This window comes from Halomonas sp. 141, from assembly GCF_002810305.1.
Taxonomy (GTDB): domain Bacteria; phylum Pseudomonadota; class Gammaproteobacteria; order Pseudomonadales; family Halomonadaceae; genus Vreelandella; species Vreelandella stevensii.
The window spans coordinates 11,560-26,604 of record NZ_PINZ01000023.1 but is presented as its reverse complement, the minus strand read 5'-3'; the positions used below and the strand labels follow the sequence as shown (position 1 = coordinate 26,604).

At 59.6% G+C, this 15,045-nt stretch carries 13 protein-coding genes; 7 read left to right on the top strand and 6 right to left on the bottom strand.

Annotated features, from left to right (window positions below; all coding sequences use genetic code 11):
- Window positions 1-105 precede the first annotated feature (105 nt).
- The 3 genes from CWI66_RS11285 to CWI66_RS11275 all read left to right on the top strand — a co-directional run bounded on the left by CWI66_RS11285 (window position 106) and on the right by CWI66_RS11275 (window position 2,389).
- Window positions 106-927 (top strand): type IV toxin-antitoxin system AbiEi family antitoxin, encoded by an 822-nt coding sequence (locus CWI66_RS11285; protein ID WP_016914273.1) that lies wholly within the window; start codon window positions 106-108, stop codon window positions 925-927.
- Window positions 914-1,834 carry a nucleotidyl transferase AbiEii/AbiGii toxin family protein gene (locus CWI66_RS11280; protein WP_232710865.1) on the top strand — a complete coding sequence of 307 codons (921 nt, stop codon included), beginning with the start codon at window positions 914-916 and terminating at the stop codon, window positions 1,832-1,834. The genes CWI66_RS11285 and CWI66_RS11280 overlap by 14 nt, the downstream gene beginning before the upstream one ends.
- A gap of 93 nt (window positions 1,835-1,927) precedes the next feature.
- Window positions 1,928-2,389, top strand: a complete 462-nt coding sequence (locus tag CWI66_RS11275; RefSeq protein ID WP_016914275.1) for a flavodoxin family protein — start codon at window positions 1,928-1,930, stop codon at window positions 2,387-2,389.
- A gap of 78 nt (window positions 2,390-2,467) precedes the next feature.
- Here CWI66_RS11275 and fadA read toward each other — a convergent pair whose 3' ends face one another.
- The gene (gene fadA, locus CWI66_RS11270; protein WP_052196417.1) at window positions 2,468-3,646 is read right to left on the bottom strand and encodes an acetyl-CoA C-acyltransferase FadA; all 1,179 of its coding nucleotides are present in this window, start codon (window positions 3,644-3,646) and stop codon (window positions 2,468-2,470) included.
- A 24-nt stretch (window positions 3,647-3,670) separates the two neighbouring features.
- Window positions 3,671-5,857 (bottom strand): fatty acid oxidation complex subunit alpha FadB, encoded by a 2,187-nt coding sequence (gene fadB, locus CWI66_RS11265; RefSeq protein WP_016914277.1) that lies wholly within the window; start codon window positions 5,855-5,857, stop codon window positions 3,671-3,673.
- Window positions 5,858-6,149: 292 nt separating this feature from the next.
- On the opposite strand from fadB, the gene CWI66_RS11260 reads away from it, so the two are divergent.
- Both CWI66_RS11260 and slyA read left to right on the top strand, forming a co-directional pair.
- Complete coding sequence (locus CWI66_RS11260; protein ID WP_081191925.1) at window positions 6,150-7,307, top strand: DUF5924 family protein; 1,158 nt, start codon at window positions 6,150-6,152, stop codon at window positions 7,305-7,307.
- A gap of 71 nt (window positions 7,308-7,378) precedes the next feature.
- On the top strand, window positions 7,379-7,831 hold the full coding sequence (slyA, locus tag CWI66_RS11255; protein WP_081191923.1) for a transcriptional regulator SlyA: 453 nt from the start codon (window positions 7,379-7,381) through the stop codon (window positions 7,829-7,831).
- A gap of 46 nt (window positions 7,832-7,877) precedes the next feature.
- Here slyA and CWI66_RS11250 read toward each other — a convergent pair whose 3' ends face one another.
- Window positions 7,878-8,411, bottom strand: coding sequence for a preprotein translocase subunit YajC (locus CWI66_RS11250; protein ID WP_081135137.1), 534 nt, complete (start codon window positions 8,409-8,411; stop codon window positions 7,878-7,880).
- A 141-nt stretch (window positions 8,412-8,552) separates the two neighbouring features.
- On the opposite strand from CWI66_RS11250, the gene CWI66_RS11245 reads away from it, so the two are divergent.
- Window positions 8,553-9,005 carry a universal stress protein gene (locus CWI66_RS11245; RefSeq protein WP_016914281.1) on the top strand — a complete coding sequence of 151 codons (453 nt, stop codon included), beginning with the start codon at window positions 8,553-8,555 and terminating at the stop codon, window positions 9,003-9,005.
- A 64-nt stretch (window positions 9,006-9,069) separates the two neighbouring features.
- Here CWI66_RS11245 and CWI66_RS11240 read toward each other — a convergent pair whose 3' ends face one another.
- On the bottom strand, window positions 9,070-10,989 hold the full coding sequence (locus CWI66_RS11240) for an ATP-binding cassette domain-containing protein (protein ID WP_081191921.1): 1,920 nt from the start codon (window positions 10,987-10,989) through the stop codon (window positions 9,070-9,072).
- Between the two features lie 153 nt (window positions 10,990-11,142).
- Here CWI66_RS11240 and CWI66_RS11235 point away from each other — a divergent pair, with 153 nt between their 5' ends.
- Window positions 11,143-12,156, top strand: a complete 1,014-nt coding sequence (locus tag CWI66_RS11235) for an AraC family transcriptional regulator (protein WP_100731703.1) — start codon at window positions 11,143-11,145, stop codon at window positions 12,154-12,156.
- A 4-nt stretch (window positions 12,157-12,160) separates the two neighbouring features.
- Here CWI66_RS11235 and CWI66_RS11230 read toward each other — a convergent pair whose 3' ends face one another.
- Together CWI66_RS11230 and bktB are read right to left on the bottom strand one after the other, a co-directional pair.
- Window positions 12,161-13,813: a fatty acid--CoA ligase gene (locus CWI66_RS11230; RefSeq protein WP_100731702.1), complete on the bottom strand. Its 1,653-nt coding sequence runs from the start codon at window positions 13,811-13,813 to the stop codon at window positions 12,161-12,163.
- A gap of 39 nt (window positions 13,814-13,852) precedes the next feature.
- Window positions 13,853-15,037 (bottom strand): beta-ketothiolase BktB, encoded by a 1,185-nt coding sequence (gene bktB, locus CWI66_RS11225; RefSeq protein WP_100731701.1) that lies wholly within the window; start codon window positions 15,035-15,037, stop codon window positions 13,853-13,855.
- Window positions 15,038-15,045 lie beyond the last annotated feature (8 nt).

Genomic DNA, 15,045 nt, shown 5'->3' with positions numbered 1-15,045 from the left:
AACTATTTAAAAAACATGTTTTTTGTGACCTTATAGTACAATTGTTTTTAAAAATTCAAAATCGACATATCGCAAAAAATTTAGCAAAATGCTAATTTGTAAACCATGAGTACACCTAAAGAAAAAAAGCTAAAGAAAGTGCTTGAAGCCATCCCGTCAGGGTTCATGGTCGATACCGCATGGCTCGAACGCCACGGTATCAGCCGTTTCCTTGCGCGGAAGTACGTTGTTAACGGCTGGCTTGAGCGCGTTAACCGCGGCGTTTTCCGGCGCCCTGCGCCGAACGCAACAACCTCTGGCGCAATCGATTGGAAAACTTGCCTGCTTTCCATGCAGCATATTATGCGCCATAACATCCATGTGGGTGGCACAACGGCACTTGCCCAACAGGGCTACGATCACTACCTGCGTCTAGGTAGCAGTGCGCCTGTCTGGGTATATGGCAACGCCACACCCAACTGGCTAAGCAAACTGCCACTGAACGCCCCCATCGTGACTCGCAACACTTCACTATTCGCTGACCCGTCCGTCGGGCTTGCCAGAAACAACATCAACGCCGAAGACACGCTGCCATGGGACTGGATGCTCAACATGTCGGCACCCGAACGGGCGATTATGGAAGCCATGGACGAATTGCCCGACCATGAGAGTTTTCATAACCTTGATATGCTATTCGAGAGCTTGACGACACTGCGGCCAAAAACAGTGGCAGCGTTGCTGCACAGTTGCAAGAAGATCAAGGTCAAGCGGTTGTTCTTTGTCTTTGCGGATCGCCATGACCACCCTTGGCGCAAGCGTCTCGATCCTGCAGAGTTCAACCTTGGCAGTGGCGACCGCGCACTGTTAAAAGGGGGCAAGATACATCCGCGCTATCGCATCATGGTGCCGGAAGCGTTTGTAAAGGCGGAGGTAAATGATGGCGCGTGAAACCTATGAAGCGCAGGTCGCGCTCCTCGTGCGCATTCTCCCGCATGTGGCGCAGGAGGATGTATTCGCGCTGAAGGGAGGCACCGCGATCAATCTGTTCTATCGAGACCTTCCACGCTTGTCAGTCGATATTGACCTGACCTACCTTCCGGTGAAAGATAGAAACGACAGCCTTTCCGAAATCAATGACGCGATGGATCGCATCGCGGCTGCCATTGAAGGCCGTATCGCCGGAGCCAAAACACAGCGTATAAAGGGCGGAGGCAGTGGCGCCACTCGTGTTCTTGCTCGCACGGGCGGCGTTGAAATCAAGATCGAAACCTCGCCAGTCACACGCGGCGTCGTACATGATCCTGAAACGCTCTCCATCGCCAGCGCCGTTGAAGATGAGTTCGGTTATGCCGATATGCAAATCGTCTCTTTCGAAGATCTATTCGGCGGCAAGCTACACGCCGCCTTGGATCGCCAGCATCCGCGCGATCTTTTTGATGTGAAGCTGCTCTACGATAACGAAGGCCTGACGGACGACCTATTTCGGACCTTTCTGATCTACATTGCGAGTTCGTCACGCCCCGCTCACGAACTGCTGAACCCTAACTTGCTCGATATTGACAAGCCTTATGCCCAAGAATTTGAGGGCATGACCAGGGCTCACCTCAGCCTCGATGAACTCTTGCACACGCGTAAACGTTTGATTACAGACATTCAGTCACGTTTCGATGAGAGCACCAAGCGATTCTTGCTAAGCCTACATGACGGTGCGCCCGATTTTGATGCCATTGATCGCCCTCAGGCGGCGGGCCTGCCAGCTGTGCGCTGGAAGCTCGTTAATCTGGAAAAGCTGAAAAACGAAAACGCGGCCAAACATGCCGAACAGCGTCATGAGCTGAAAGTGCTGCTGGGATAAGGAGTGCAGGGCGGAATCTTGAAGCTCTGGCTTCCCGGCCTGCCATTCTGTCATCCCTGTACATCGCCAATCGCCACTGCGCAGGTCCTTGCCATGAAACAGCTATTAATCGTCGCTCACGCCCCTTCCGTCAATACCCAGGCCTTGAGGGAAGCTGCCAGGCGAGGGGCAGAGCACCCCGATCTCGAGCATGTCGTCTGTACGGTGAAAACTCCCTTCGAAGCAGGCCCCGCCGACCTACTGGCCTGCGATGCCGTTCTGCTCGGCACCACCGAAAACCTCGGCTACATGAGCGGTGCCCTGAAGGATTTTTTCGACCGTAGCTACTACCCAGTACTGGATGAGAAGCAGGGCTTGCCCTGTGCGCTCTACATTCGCGCTGGCCACGATGGCACGGGCACCCAGCGAGCCGTGGAAAGCATCGTGACCGGGCTGCGCTGGCGCTGGGTTCAGCAACCGGTGGTCTTACGAGGCGAGTGGCAGGAGACATTTGCCACACAGGTCGAGGAGCTGGCCATGACGCTAGCGGCCGGGCTGGATAGCGGCATGTTTTGATGCCGTATTAGCGCCCCCTTCCAAACGGCAAAACGGCACCCTAAGGTGCCGTTTTGCGATCACATGGCTGCCGGGCGGTTATTTCAAACGCTCGAACACCGTGGCAACGCCCTGGCCCATACCGATACACATGGTCGCCAAACCCAAGGTGGTATCGCGCTGCTGCATCACGTTGAGCAGCGTGGTACAGATCCGCGAACCGGAGCAGCCCAGCGGGTGGCCCAAGGCAATGGCACCGCCGTTCAGGTTGACCTTTTCGTCCATGGCATCGAGGAAGCCCAGGTCCTTGAGCACCGGCAGCCCTTGGGCAGCAAACGCCTCGTTGAGCTCGACGGTTTGAATATCCGCTGCCGACAGGCCAGCGGCTTTCAAGGCCTTTTTGGACGCGGGTACCGGGCCGTAGCCCATGATGGAGGCATCACAGCCTGCCACACCGGTCGACAGCACGCGGGCAATCGGCTCCAGCCCCAGCGCCTGGGCACGCTCGTAGCTCATCACCGCCATGGCGGAGGCCCCCACCGACAGCGCCGATGAAGTACCGGCCGTGACGGTGCCACTGCGGGGATCGAACACCGGCTTCAGGTTCGCCATGGACTCCAGGCTGGCATCGGCACGGATCACTTCGTCGTTTTTCACCAATACCTTGAAGCCGCGCTGGTCGTGGCCTTCGACACCGATGATCTCGTTATCGAAGTAGCCCTTCTCCATGGCTGCCTGGGCGCGCTGATGCGAGCGTACGCCGAACTTGTCCTGGTCTTCGCGGGAGATGCCGTGCATCTTGCCCAGCAGTTCGGCGGTCAGGCCCATCATCATGGCCGCCTTGGCAGCGTACTTGCTGGCTGCCGGGTTCACGTCCACGCCGTGGGCCATGGGCACGTGCTCCATGTGCTCCACGCCACCAATCACATAGAAGTCGCCCATGCCGGCCTTGATGTTGGCCGCCGCAATATGCAGCGCGGTCATCGAGGAGCCACACAGACGGTTCACCGTTTGCGCAGGCACGCTACGGGGAATGCCGGTCATGATCGCCGCGTTGCGGGCAATGTTCATGGACTGTTCCAGGGTCTGGTTGACGCAGCCCCAGATCACATCGTCCACTTCCGACGGGTCCAGATTGGGGTTCCGGCTGAACAGCGCCTGCATCACGGCAGCGGACAGGTTCTCGGCACGTACGTTACGGAAAGCGCCGTTCTTTGCTTTTGCCATGGCGGTACGAACACCGTCCACCACCACGATATCTCTCGGATTCAAACTCATCATATTTCTCCTGTGGGTGGTGACTTAGGCCTGAGCGCTTGCCGTGTTGCCCGCGTAGAACTGCTCGTTGTTCTGAGCCATGGCGCGCAGTTTCTCGGTAGGTGCGTAGAGCGGTCCCAACTCTTCGGCCAAACGGTCGGCCAGGGCGACGAACTCGGCCACGCCCAGCGCATCGATGTAGCGCAGCGCGCCACCGCGGAAGGGCGGGAAGCCAATGCCGTAAATCAGTGCCATATCGGCTTCTGCGGGCGTCTCGACGATGCCGTCTTCCAGACAACGTACGGTCTCCAGGCACAGCGGCACCATCATGCGCGCCACGATGTCTTCGTCGGAAAACTCTTTCTGCTCTTTCACGACGTCTTTCACAAGGGCATGGGCCTGCTCATCGCTGACCTTCTTCGGCTTGCCCTTCTTGTCCTCTTCGTAGGCGTAGAAGCCCTTGTCGTTCTTCTGGCCCAGGCGCTGGTTGTCATACATCACCTGTATGGCGGTTTTGCCTTCACGCGCCATGCGGTCAGGGAAGCCTTCGGCCATTACCTCGTTGGCGTGCACGGCGGTATCCATGCCGACCACGTCCAGCAGGTAGGCCGGGCCCATGGGCCAGCCAAACTTCTCCATGACCTTATCGACACGCTGGAAGTCGGCCCCTTGCTCTACCAGGAAGCTGAAGCCGCCGAAGTAAGGGAACAGCACGCGGTTGACCAGAAAGCCCGGGCAGTCGTTGACCACGATGGGCGTCTTGCCCATGGCGCGGGCGTAAGCCACGGTGGCGGCCACGGCGGCGTCGGAGGTTTTCTCGCCACGAATGACTTCCACCAGCGGCATGCGGTGCACGGGGTTGAAGAAGTGCATACCGCAGAAGTTTTCCGGGCGCTTGAGGTTCTTCGCCAGACGGTTGATCGAAATGGTGGACGTGTTGGAGGTAAGAATCGTGTTCTCACCCACCATGCCCTCTACTTCGGTCAACACCGCATCCTTGACGTTGGGGTTTTCCACCACCGCCTCGACCACCAGATCGACATTGCCGAAATCACCGTAAGAGAGCGTCGGGCGGATGTTGGAGAGTTTCTCGGCCATTTGCTCAGTGGTGAGCTTCTTGCGCTCCACCTGCTTGGAAAACAGTTTGCGAGCCTCTTTCAGGCCAAGCTCGATGGCATCGTCCTTGATGTCTTTCATCAGGATCGGAGTGCCTTTGCTGGCACTCTGGTAGGCGATACCGCCACCCATGATGCCAGCACCTAGCACGGCAGTCTGCTTGACCGGCTGAGACTGCTTCTCGTACTTACTGCCTTTCTTCTTGACCACCTGATCGTTGAGGAACAGCCCCACCAGGTTGAAGGCAACGCTGCTCAGCGCCAGCTTGGCGAAGGACTTGGCTTCGATGGCCTGGGCACGCGCACGGGTTTCTCCGGCCCCTTTCTGAATGACCTTGATGGCTTCCACGGGTGCCGGGTAGTGCGGGCCTGCTTTACCGGCCACATAGCCTTTGGCGGTTTCGAAGGCCATCATCTGCTCGATGGCATTGAGCTTCAGCGGGGAGGTTTTCTCTTCGCGGCGGGCCTGGTAATCCAGCTCACCGGCATTGGCGCGATCGAGGATGTCCAGCGCTGCCTCTTCCAGCAGCTCATGGGCAACGGCGGCGTCAACGGCGCCTACTTTCAAGGCGGCATCGGCACGGTTTTCGGTGCCACCGGCAATCCACTCCACGGCGTTATCTGCCCCGATCAGACGCGGCAGGCGCACGCAGCCACCCCAGCCTGGCAGAATGCCTAGCTTGGTTTCCGGCAGGCCAATCCTGGCTTTCTCGCTCATCACGCGATAGTCGGTGGTCAACAGCACTTCACAGCCGCCGCCCAGCGCCAGACCATTGATCGCCGTCACGGTGGGATACGGCAGGTCTTCGATGGCGTTGAAGATATCGTGGACCTTGAGGTTCATCTCCACCAGGTACGCTTCGCCCTTGTCGAACAGGCTATGGAATTCAGTAATGTCGGCACCGACGATAAACACGTCCTTGGCACTGCGGATCATCAGACCTTGCACACCACTTTCGGCCTGCAGCGCCTTGACCGCGTCTCCCAGCTCCGCCACCACGGCACTGGAAAGCTTGTTGACGGACTCATCTTTCAGGTCGAAAGTGAGCACTGCGACATCATTGCCACCCTGGGTGTCACGACGCTCCACCGTGATGGCATTGCCTTGATAGATCATTCGCGCTCTCTCCACATAGTGTCGGGCAGGTTAGCTTCGGCGAACCCGCCGCGCATTCATACGGTCGTTTGATTGCCTTAGCTTGGTGGAGTTGCTCGAGTACGTCAACCCCTGACTTTTGGCTAATCCAGCCCTCAGCATAGTCCTTGTGGGGACCTTACATGAATCTCGGCAGCGCATGAGTGGCTGCCATCATTTTTGCGTTTTTGTCCTGCAGACTGCGACGGATGCGGAAATGAGTGCGTATGCTAAGGAATCATCACACTTCACGATTGAATCGAGCGATCACACGATGGGCACTTTATTGAATCCCGCCCGGACACGGGCCGTACAGGCCTGGGTCGAGCGTCTTGTAGAGCGCCTGAAACCATGGAGTTGGCTGTGGCCGCCCATGGCATTTGCAGCAGGCCTGGGCAGTTTTTTTCTGGTGGATCGTCAGCAGTGGCTGGGAGTGGCCTTGGCGGTGGGGCTGCTGGTGGCTTGGCTTCTGCTGCTGTCGGAAAGCCTGATCGGGCGGCTGCTGGCCAGCCGCGGCCACCCTACCCTGCCCAAGGGCATTGCCTCTTTCATTGCCCAGATGATTCACCAGGAGACGCTGTTTTTCACCCTGCCGTTCATCCTGATCACCACGGTGTGGAATAGCGGGCAGGCGCTGTTTGCCCTGCTGGTCATGGCCATGGCCGTGCTATCGATCATCGACCCACTGTATTACAAGCTGGCCGGACGATGGCGCAGCCTGTACTTCATGTTTCATGCGCAATGCGTCTTTCTGGTGCTGCTGGTGATCTTGCCGATCATGCTGCATCTGACCACCCGGCAAAGCCTGCTGCTGGCGCTGGTGCTCACCGTCCTGGTGGCCCTGCCCAGCTTCTGGCATCTGCTGAAGCAACGCAGCCTGGCGCGCTGGTGTGGTTTTCTTGCCTTGACCATGGTGCTGGCCTACGGCGCCTGGCTTGGCCGCGTCTGGGTGCCCCCCGCCAGCCTGTGGATGACGGGCAGCGCGCTATCGCCTGCTTTCGATACCCAGCAGCGCGTGCCCCAGGGTGCCACTCCGCTGACTCCTGAGGCCCTGCGCACCCATGGGCTCTATGTATATACCGCCATTCGCGCACCACGCGGCTTGAGCGAAACCATTTATCATGTCTGGCATCATAATGGTACGCCCATGGACCGTATTGCCCTGACCATCAACGGCGGCCGTGAACAGGGGTATCGCGCCTGGAGCCATAAACGCAACTTCCCTGAAAACCCCGCAGGGGATTGGCGAGTCGACATCATGACCGAAGGAGGACAACGATTGGGGCTGATCCGCTTCACGGTCTCGGATGACGAGCAGCAGGCCTCCATGGCCGACAGCACCATTCAGCGCAGCGGATTAAGCGCGCTCAATTTACGGCGATTCGTGGCAGGCAGCCGTTCTGACCAGCAGGCCCCAGACGCCGCCGATTAGCATAACGCCTTGCATTCAGCGGCGCAGCTTATGACAATTCGCCCACTCACATTTTCTGGTAGCTAGCGACTATGGCTTCAACTATTGGTTTTCGTATTGCCCGATTGCCCCATTTATGGCGCTCCATCATCGACCGCAGGCTAGCACCGCTGGGGCTGACCCAAACGCGCTGGGTCACGCTTTATCACTTGTGGAAGCTCGGCGAAGGCAACCCGCAGTGCTATCTGGCGCGGGCCATTGGCGTCGAGGCACCTTCGCTGGTGCGCACGCTGGGGCAGCTGGAAGAGCAGGGGCTGGTGGAGCGGCGCGCCTGTGACACTGACCGTCGCAGCAAGCGCATTTATCTCACCCCGGCGGCGATGCCGCTGCTGGAACAGATCGACAGCGTAGTGCTCGCCGCCCGCAAGGAGATCTTCGCCGGGTTGAGCGACAGCGACCTGATCCAGTTGGACCAGTGGCTGGCGCAAATCGAATCCAATGGCCTGGCCATGCAGGCCAGAGACCAGGACAAGCCGTCGGTATGATCCCCCGGCGGCCGCGAACAGCTATCTCGTCAGGACAGCTATCTCGTCAGGAGGGTCGACCGCCTGACGACAGCGCCTTGCCTGGGGGGCGGTCTGACAGGCCGCCCAGCGACACTTTCAAGGTCATGATATCGCCCAGGTAGCTGGTAAAGCGTTCGGCGGTTTGTGATTCCCACCACCATAGCGTCAAGGCGTACGAGTTGCACTCCAGCACCAGCGCATCCTGGGGCAAACGCTCCAGCAAGGTGCGCAGCGTGGCGTCGGCGCTCTCCGGTAGCGGTCGCAGCGGCGCAATACGCCACCGCCAGCCAGCATGAAAGGCTTCCAGTGCCGCGCTGGCATGGCTATCGCGCACCAGAACGAAATCCGGCCCCGGCGTCTCCTGGCCAAACCGCCACCGATAGGCTGGCATGGTGCCTTTGAAATGATGCAGCGGCGGCACGGCCATCTTGATGGTCACCCCCTGCTGCCGCGCACTGTCGCGTAGCGCCATCTGGCGCTTCTGGCGGGGGCTGGGCTTGAGCCACATCACCGGCGCCATCACGAACAGCAGAATCAGAACAATCACCAACCATTCCATTTAGCCACCTCTTGCATTGCCGTGCAGGGCAACGATTGCAAAAAACCATGATCCAGGTCGTTGTGCAGCGCCACTACCCGGCCTAAAGTAAGGTTATCTAACGAAGCTTCTCTTTGTTAAATACCACCAAGGAGATACGCCATGAGCTATCACCACATTCTGGTCGCCGTCGACCTCACCAAGGACTCGCACAAGATCCTTGAACGCGCCGTGGCGATTGCCGAACGCAATAACGGCGCCAAGCTCTCGATCATGCACACGCTGGAGCCGCTGGGCTTCGCCTACGGTGGCGACATACCCATGGATCTGACCAGCATTCAGGACCAGCTGGACGACCACGCGAAAAAGCGTCTGGCCGACATTGCCGCTCCGCACGTCGAGCCCGCCGACCAGCACGTGGTGGTGGGCATGCCCGATACCGAGATCCATCGCTTTGCCGATGAGCACAATGTGGATCTCATCGTGGTGGGTTCCCACGGCCGCCACGGCTTTGCCCTGCTACTGGGCTCTACGTCCACCGGCGTGCTACATGGCGCCCAGTGCGACGTGCTGGCCGTGCGCGTCGGCAAGAAAGGCGAAAAAAGCGACGAGTGATCGGCCATGACCGACCCTAACGCCAAAGGCCCCTTACGGGGCCTTTTTTGTAGCGCCTTGAAGGCTATTCGCCGTTCGCCATCGCCTCCAGCTCCATCCAGCGCTCCATTGCCGTTTCCAGCGACTGCTGCACTTTTTCCAGGGCTTGCAGCCTGGCAGTCACGGCGGTGGCTTCCTGCTGGTAAAACCCCGGATCGCCCACCTCCTGCTCAAGCGTCTCGACTGCCTGCTCCAACCGCTCTATTTCGGCAGGCAGCGCATCCAGCTCTCGCTGCAGCTTGTAGGAGAGCTTCACGGACTTCCTGGCAGGCTCGTTGACAGGTTTTTCGACCACTTCTGGTGCAGGTGCCGATGTCGGCTCCGTCTGCTGGCGGGCAGCACCCTCCCAAGGGGCCGGGGGCAGCTTGCCACCTTGTCGAATCCAGTCGGTGTAGCCACCCACGTACTCGCGCACGCGCCCTTCCCCTTCGAAGGCCAGCATGCTGGTCACCACGTTGTCCATGAAGGTACGGTCGTGGGAGACCAGCAGCAGCGTGCCATCGAAGTCGAGCAGCAGCTCTTCGAGCAGCTCCAGGGTTTCCATGTCCAGGTCGTTGGTGGGCTCATCGAGCACCAGCACGTTGGCAGGCTGGGTGAACAGCTTGGCCAGCAGCAGGCGGTTGGACTCGCCCCCCGACAGCGCCTTGACCGGCTGACGCACACGATCCGGCGTGAACAGGAAATCCTGCAAGTAGCTCATCACATGGCGGTCCTTGCCGCCGACAGAGACCCGATCACTGCCCTGCGCCACGTTGTCGTAAACGGTTTTCTCCAGCTCCAGCCCCGCCCGAAGCTGGTCAAAGTAGGCCACCTTCAGGTTGGTGCCCAGCTGCACGCTGCCTTCGCTTGGAGCAAGCTCTCCCAGCAGGATTTTCAACAGCGTGGTCTTGCCCGCGCCATTGCGACCCAGGAAACCGATACGGTCGCCGCGCATGACTTCCAGATTGACGTTGCGCAAGATGGTGTCGTCGCCAAAATACTGGCTAACGCCCTTGAGCTCGACCACCCGCTTGCCCGTGCGCTCGCCGCTGTCCACGGTCAGGTTGGCCGTGCCCTGGCGCTCACGGCGCTGGCTGCGCTCATTGCGCATCGCTTCCAGAGCCCGCACGCGCCCTTCGTTACGGGTTCGGCGCGCCTTGATTCCTTGACGGATCCAGGTCTCCTCCTGGGCCAGCTTCTTGTCGAACAGCGCATTTTCACGCGATTCGATTTCCAGCTCGTGCTGCTTGCGCTCTTGATACTCCGCGTACACGCCGGGGTAGCGGCCCAGCTTGCCACGGTCCAGTTCCAGAATATGGGTGGCCAACTTCGACAGAAAGGCACGGTCGTGGGTGATCAGCAGCACGGCGCCATTGAACGCCAGCAGTTGCTCTTCCAGCCACGCAATCGTATCCAGATCCAGGTGGTTGGTGGGCTCATCCAGCAGCAGCAAGTCCGGTTCCGACACCAGCGCCCTGGCCAGGGCCACGCGACGACGCCAGCCACCGGAGAGCGCGCTCATCTCTGCTTCGGGCGGCAGGCCCAGGCGCGTCAGCACCACGTCGATACGCTGGTGGAACGACCAGCCATCAATCGCTTCCAGCCGCGTTTGCAGCGTGGCCATGCGGTTCATGTCCGGGTCGGGGTCGTTGATCAGATGCTGGTATTCCGACAGCAGCTCGCCCGCTTCGGGCAGCCCCTGGGCCACCATGTCAAAAATCGTCATGCCCGATGATTCGGGCAGCTCCTGAGCCAGCACGCCGATTTTCAGCCCCGGCGCGCGCCAGATGGTGCCGTCGTCCGCCTGGATGTCGCCTGCCACGAGTTTCAACAGGGTGGATTTACCGGTGCCGTTGCGCCCGACCAGCGCCAACCGCTCGCCCTTTTCAACCGTGAGGTCGGCGCGATTCAATAGTACCTGGGTGCCGTAAGCGAGTTGCAGCTGTTCGAGTCGTAACAGGGTCACGCAGTGTCCTCCTTCGTCGTGAGGCGCACAGTGTAACGCATGGATCCCTGTAACGGTGCACTCATATAGAGCCCGACGGTACAACGTGCTAACGTCCAGCGTGAAAGGGGCAACGCCTACGGCTGTCTTGTGGCACTTACAGGGTGGAAAAGCGTGACCGTTACCGTCTCCATGCACTTTGTCAACGAGCTGTTTCGTGGCTTGGCTCCCACCGGGCAAGCGGCCACGCGCTATTTGATGCTGTCTGGCATTTCCCCGTTCTTGCTCGAGGCTCCCAATGGCCGTGTAACGGTGGAACAGTTTGCCCAGCTTTACCGGCTTCTGGCGGTGGAGTTCGACGATGAGACGCCCGGCTTTTTCTCTCGGCCACTGCGCTGCGGCACTCTCAAACTGCTGTGCCTCAGCATGCTGGATGCTCCCACGCTGCGTATCGCACTACATCGCTACACCCAGTTTTTTCGTATTGTGCTGGATGACTTTGGCTATTGTTTTTCCGTGGAGGGCGACCTGGCTCGTATGGCCCTCGAGGAGCACAAACCGCTTCAGGGTAGCCACATTCTGGTGCATGAGCTGATGTTGAAGCTCTTTCACGGCATTGCTTCCTGGCTGATCGCGCGAAAAATCCCGCCCATATTGATGGAGTGCAGCTATCCGCAACCCGCCCACCGAGCTGACTATCTCTATTTTTATCCAGGCAAGGTGACCTTCAACCAGCCGAAAACGGCGGTCTATTTCGATACGGCTTTTCTGGAACATCCCGTCCGACAACGCAAACAGCACCTGGGTGCTTTTTTGCAGCGTGCGCCAGCAGACTGGTTTTATGTCTCTTTCGAAGACCGTATCGCCACCCATCGCGTGCGGGAGTATCTGCACCGCCACCGGCTTTCTTCCAGCACCATTCACGACGTGGCCAATGCGCTGCACGTGTCCGTCCGTACTCTTTCACGCCACTTGCAGGCAGAGGGCACCCACTTTCAGGCGGTAAAGGACGAGTATCGGCGGGACGTGGCCATTCAGGTATTGACCCGCAGCAGGGAACCGCTCTCCGCGCTGGCCGAAACCCTCGGCTTCGAGGACCAGGCCTGCTTCAGCCGAGCCTTCAAGCAATGGACCGGCAATTCGCCTGCTGCCTACCGCAAAGCGCAGACAGCAGGCACCGCGCTCTGAGCCGCTAGATCTCCGTGCGAATACGTTTTTTATCCAGCTTGCCTACGCTGGTCTTGGGTATTTCATCGACGAAACGTATCAATGAAGGCACTCCCCAACGGTTGAGCTTGCCCTGCGCCACGAACTGCTCCATGAACCCCTGAATCGCCTCGACGGTAGGCGGCCGATTGAGGTCGCTGGGTACGACGAGCGCTGCGGGGCGCTCCCCCCACTTGTCATCCGCCACGCCGATGACCGCCACCTCAGCGACGCCGGGGCATTGACTGATATAGCTTTCCAGCTCCAGGGAGGACAGCCACTCGCCGCCGGTCTTGATGACGTCCTTGATACGATCACTAATGGCCAAAAAGCCATGCGCATCCAGCGACCCCACGTCCCCGGTGTGCAGCCAACCCTCTCGCCATAGCTCTTCGCTACGCGTCTCTTCCTTGTAGTAAGCCTGGGTGAGCCAGGGCGCTTGTACGCGGACTTCCCCCACACTCTGGCCATCATGAGGAAGCGGCTGACCGTCCACATCGACCACCTGCAGCCGCACGAACGGCACCGGAAGACCGGCCTTGCAGCGCCAGGGAAGCTGGCTTTCGAAGTCAGCCTCCGCAACCTCCTTCGGCAAGATATCGGCAGTGAGCAGAGGACACGTTTCCGACATGCCATAAGCGCTGCGGGTGTCGATCCCCAGCGCCCAGGCACGGCTTGCCAACGCCTGGGTCAAGGCGCTGCCTCCGACCAGCACTTTCCAGCCAGTCAAATCGACTTTTTTCGTCGCGATGGCCTCCGCGCTCACCACCATGTTGAGCAGTGTCGGTACGCAGTGAGAAAAATCGACCTTTTCACTGACCAGCAGCTTCACCAGCATCTCCGGCTCGTATTTGCCCGGGTACACTTGCGTCGCGCCCAGCAGCGTGGCGGTGTAAGGGACGCCCCAGGCATGTACGTGAAACATCGGCGTAATGGGCATATACACCTTGTCTCGGTTCAACAGCTCGAAGCCAGGCGCCTGGAACGTGCTGGCCTCGCCCAGCGTGTGCAACACCAGCTGACGGTGAGTAAAGAACACCCCTTTCGGGTTGCCGGTCGTGCCGGTCGTGTAGAACAGCGTGGCCACGCCATTTTCATCGAACGTGGGGAAATCATAATGGCTGGGCTGGTCAGCCAGCAGGGCCTCGAACTCCCCCACCAGTGGCAGCGACGTCGAAACGTCACGGCGCTCTTCCTGACAAAGCACGTAGCCACGAATATCGGGCAGTTGCTGCGCCAGCGACTCCAGCAGAGGCACGAAGTCCTCATGCACCAGCACGAAGACGTCTTCCGCATGCTGCATGGTGTAGAGAATCTGTTCGGGTGCCAGGCGGACGTTCACAGTGTGCAGCACCGCGCCTATCATGGGAATGGCGAAAAAGCATTCCAGATAGCGGTGGCTATCCCAATCCATCACCGCCACCACATCTCCTGCCTGCACTCCCTGCGCCGTCAACAGATGGGCCAGTTGATGGACACGCTCTTGAAAACGGCGGTAGTCGTGACGGCCTTGATCGCGGTACACGATCTGATTATTGCCCGCCATGCGAACGCCAGACTCCAACAGATCCTTGATCAGCATGGGAGGGTTGGTGGCGGAGGATGTCGAAGGGAGCAGTTTTGGCGTTATCGTCGGCATAAAACGTACCTTTGATTGTTGTTGGATGTCTGGGGCAACTTAACGCTCGATCAGTAGCGCGATACCTTGCCCGCCACCAATGCAGAGCGTAATCAGTCCAAAGCGCCCCTGAATGCGCTCCAGCTCATGCAGCGCTTTAAGGATCAAAATGGCGCCGGTGGCCCCCACCGGATGCCCAAGAGCGACCGCACCGCCATTGGGGTTGAGCTTTTCCAGCGGAAAATCGAGCGTGCTGGCCACCGCCATGGCCTGGGCCGCAAAGGCTTCATTGGATTCGATCACATCGATATCGTGGATGGTCAATCCAGCCTGCTGCAAGCAACGCTTGACGGCGGGAATGGGGCCCAACCCCATCAGTGATGGTTCCACGCCCGCCGTGGTGGCCACCCGCAACCGCGCACGCACGGTGAGCCCTCGTTTCCGGGCCTCTTCAGCATGGGCCAGTACGAGGGTGGCGGCGCCATCGTTGATCCCTGAGGCATTGCCTGCGGTCACGACCCCTTCACGCTTGAAAGCCGGTTTCAGCCGGGCCAGATCACTGAGCACCACGTCTTCCCGGACATGCTCATCACGGGCAAAGGTCAGCGTCTGCTTGCCCCGGGTCACCTCTACCGGCACGATCTGCTCATCGAAGCGGCCTTCCGATAGTGCCCGCGCTGCTTTTTGATGGCTCTCGAGGGCGAATTGATCCAACTGCTCGCGGCTGAAACCGTACTGCTGCGCGATATTTTCAGCGGTGATCCCCATGTGACCACTGCCGAACGGGTCACTCAACACGCCAAGCGTCAAATCCTCGATGCGGGTGTCCCCCATGCGAATACCGTGGCGCGCCTGCGGGGCCAACACGTAGGCTCCGCGAGACATGCTTTCGGCACCGCCCGCCAAGGCGAGGCGACTGTCGCCCAGGACAATCTGCTGAGCCGCAGACACCACCGCCTGGACGCCAGAGCCGCACAGGCGATTAACGTTGAAGGCACCGGCCTCTTTGGGAACGCCTGCACTGAGTGCGATGTGGCGGGCCAGATAGGCATCCTGCGGGCCAGTGGTGATGATATGCCCATAAACCGAATGATCGATGTCGGCGCCCTCCACCCCGGCCCGGCGCAGGGCTTCCACGGCGGTGATGGTGCCCAATTCATGGGGGGCGAAGGCGGATAGCGAACCGCCAAACCCTCCGATGGCGGTGCGCGCGCCTCCTACAATCACCACGCTATCCAACTGCATATAGACTC

Bases quoted from the DNA above. Each gene is read 5' to 3' on its own strand.
- CWI66_RS11285 (WP_016914273.1), top strand. From the start codon at position 106: ATGAGTACACCTAAAGAAAAAAAGCTAAAGAAAGTGCTTGAAGCCATC.
- CWI66_RS11280 (WP_232710865.1), top strand. From the start codon at position 914: ATGATGGCGCGTGAAACCTATGAAGCGCAGGTCGCGCTCCTCGTGCGC.
- CWI66_RS11275 (WP_016914275.1), top strand. From the start codon at position 1,928: ATGAAACAGCTATTAATCGTCGCTCACGCCCCTTCCGTCAATACCCAG.
- fadA (WP_052196417.1), bottom strand. From the start codon at position 3,646: ATGAGTTTGAATCCGAGAGATATCGTGGTGGTGGACGGTGTTCGTACC.
- fadB (WP_016914277.1), bottom strand. From the start codon at position 5,857: ATGATCTATCAAGGCAATGCCATCACGGTGGAGCGTCGTGACACCCAG.
- CWI66_RS11260 (WP_081191925.1), top strand. From the start codon at position 6,150: ATGGGCACTTTATTGAATCCCGCCCGGACACGGGCCGTACAGGCCTGG.
- slyA (WP_081191923.1), top strand. From the start codon at position 7,379: ATGGCTTCAACTATTGGTTTTCGTATTGCCCGATTGCCCCATTTATGG.
- CWI66_RS11250 (WP_081135137.1), bottom strand. From the start codon at position 8,411: ATGGAATGGTTGGTGATTGTTCTGATTCTGCTGTTCGTGATGGCGCCG.
- CWI66_RS11245 (WP_016914281.1), top strand. From the start codon at position 8,553: ATGAGCTATCACCACATTCTGGTCGCCGTCGACCTCACCAAGGACTCG.
- CWI66_RS11230 (WP_100731702.1), bottom strand. From the start codon at position 13,813: ATGCCGACGATAACGCCAAAACTGCTCCCTTCGACATCCTCCGCCACC.
- bktB (WP_100731701.1), bottom strand. From the start codon at position 15,037: ATGCAGTTGGATAGCGTGGTGATTGTAGGAGGCGCGCGCACCGCCATC.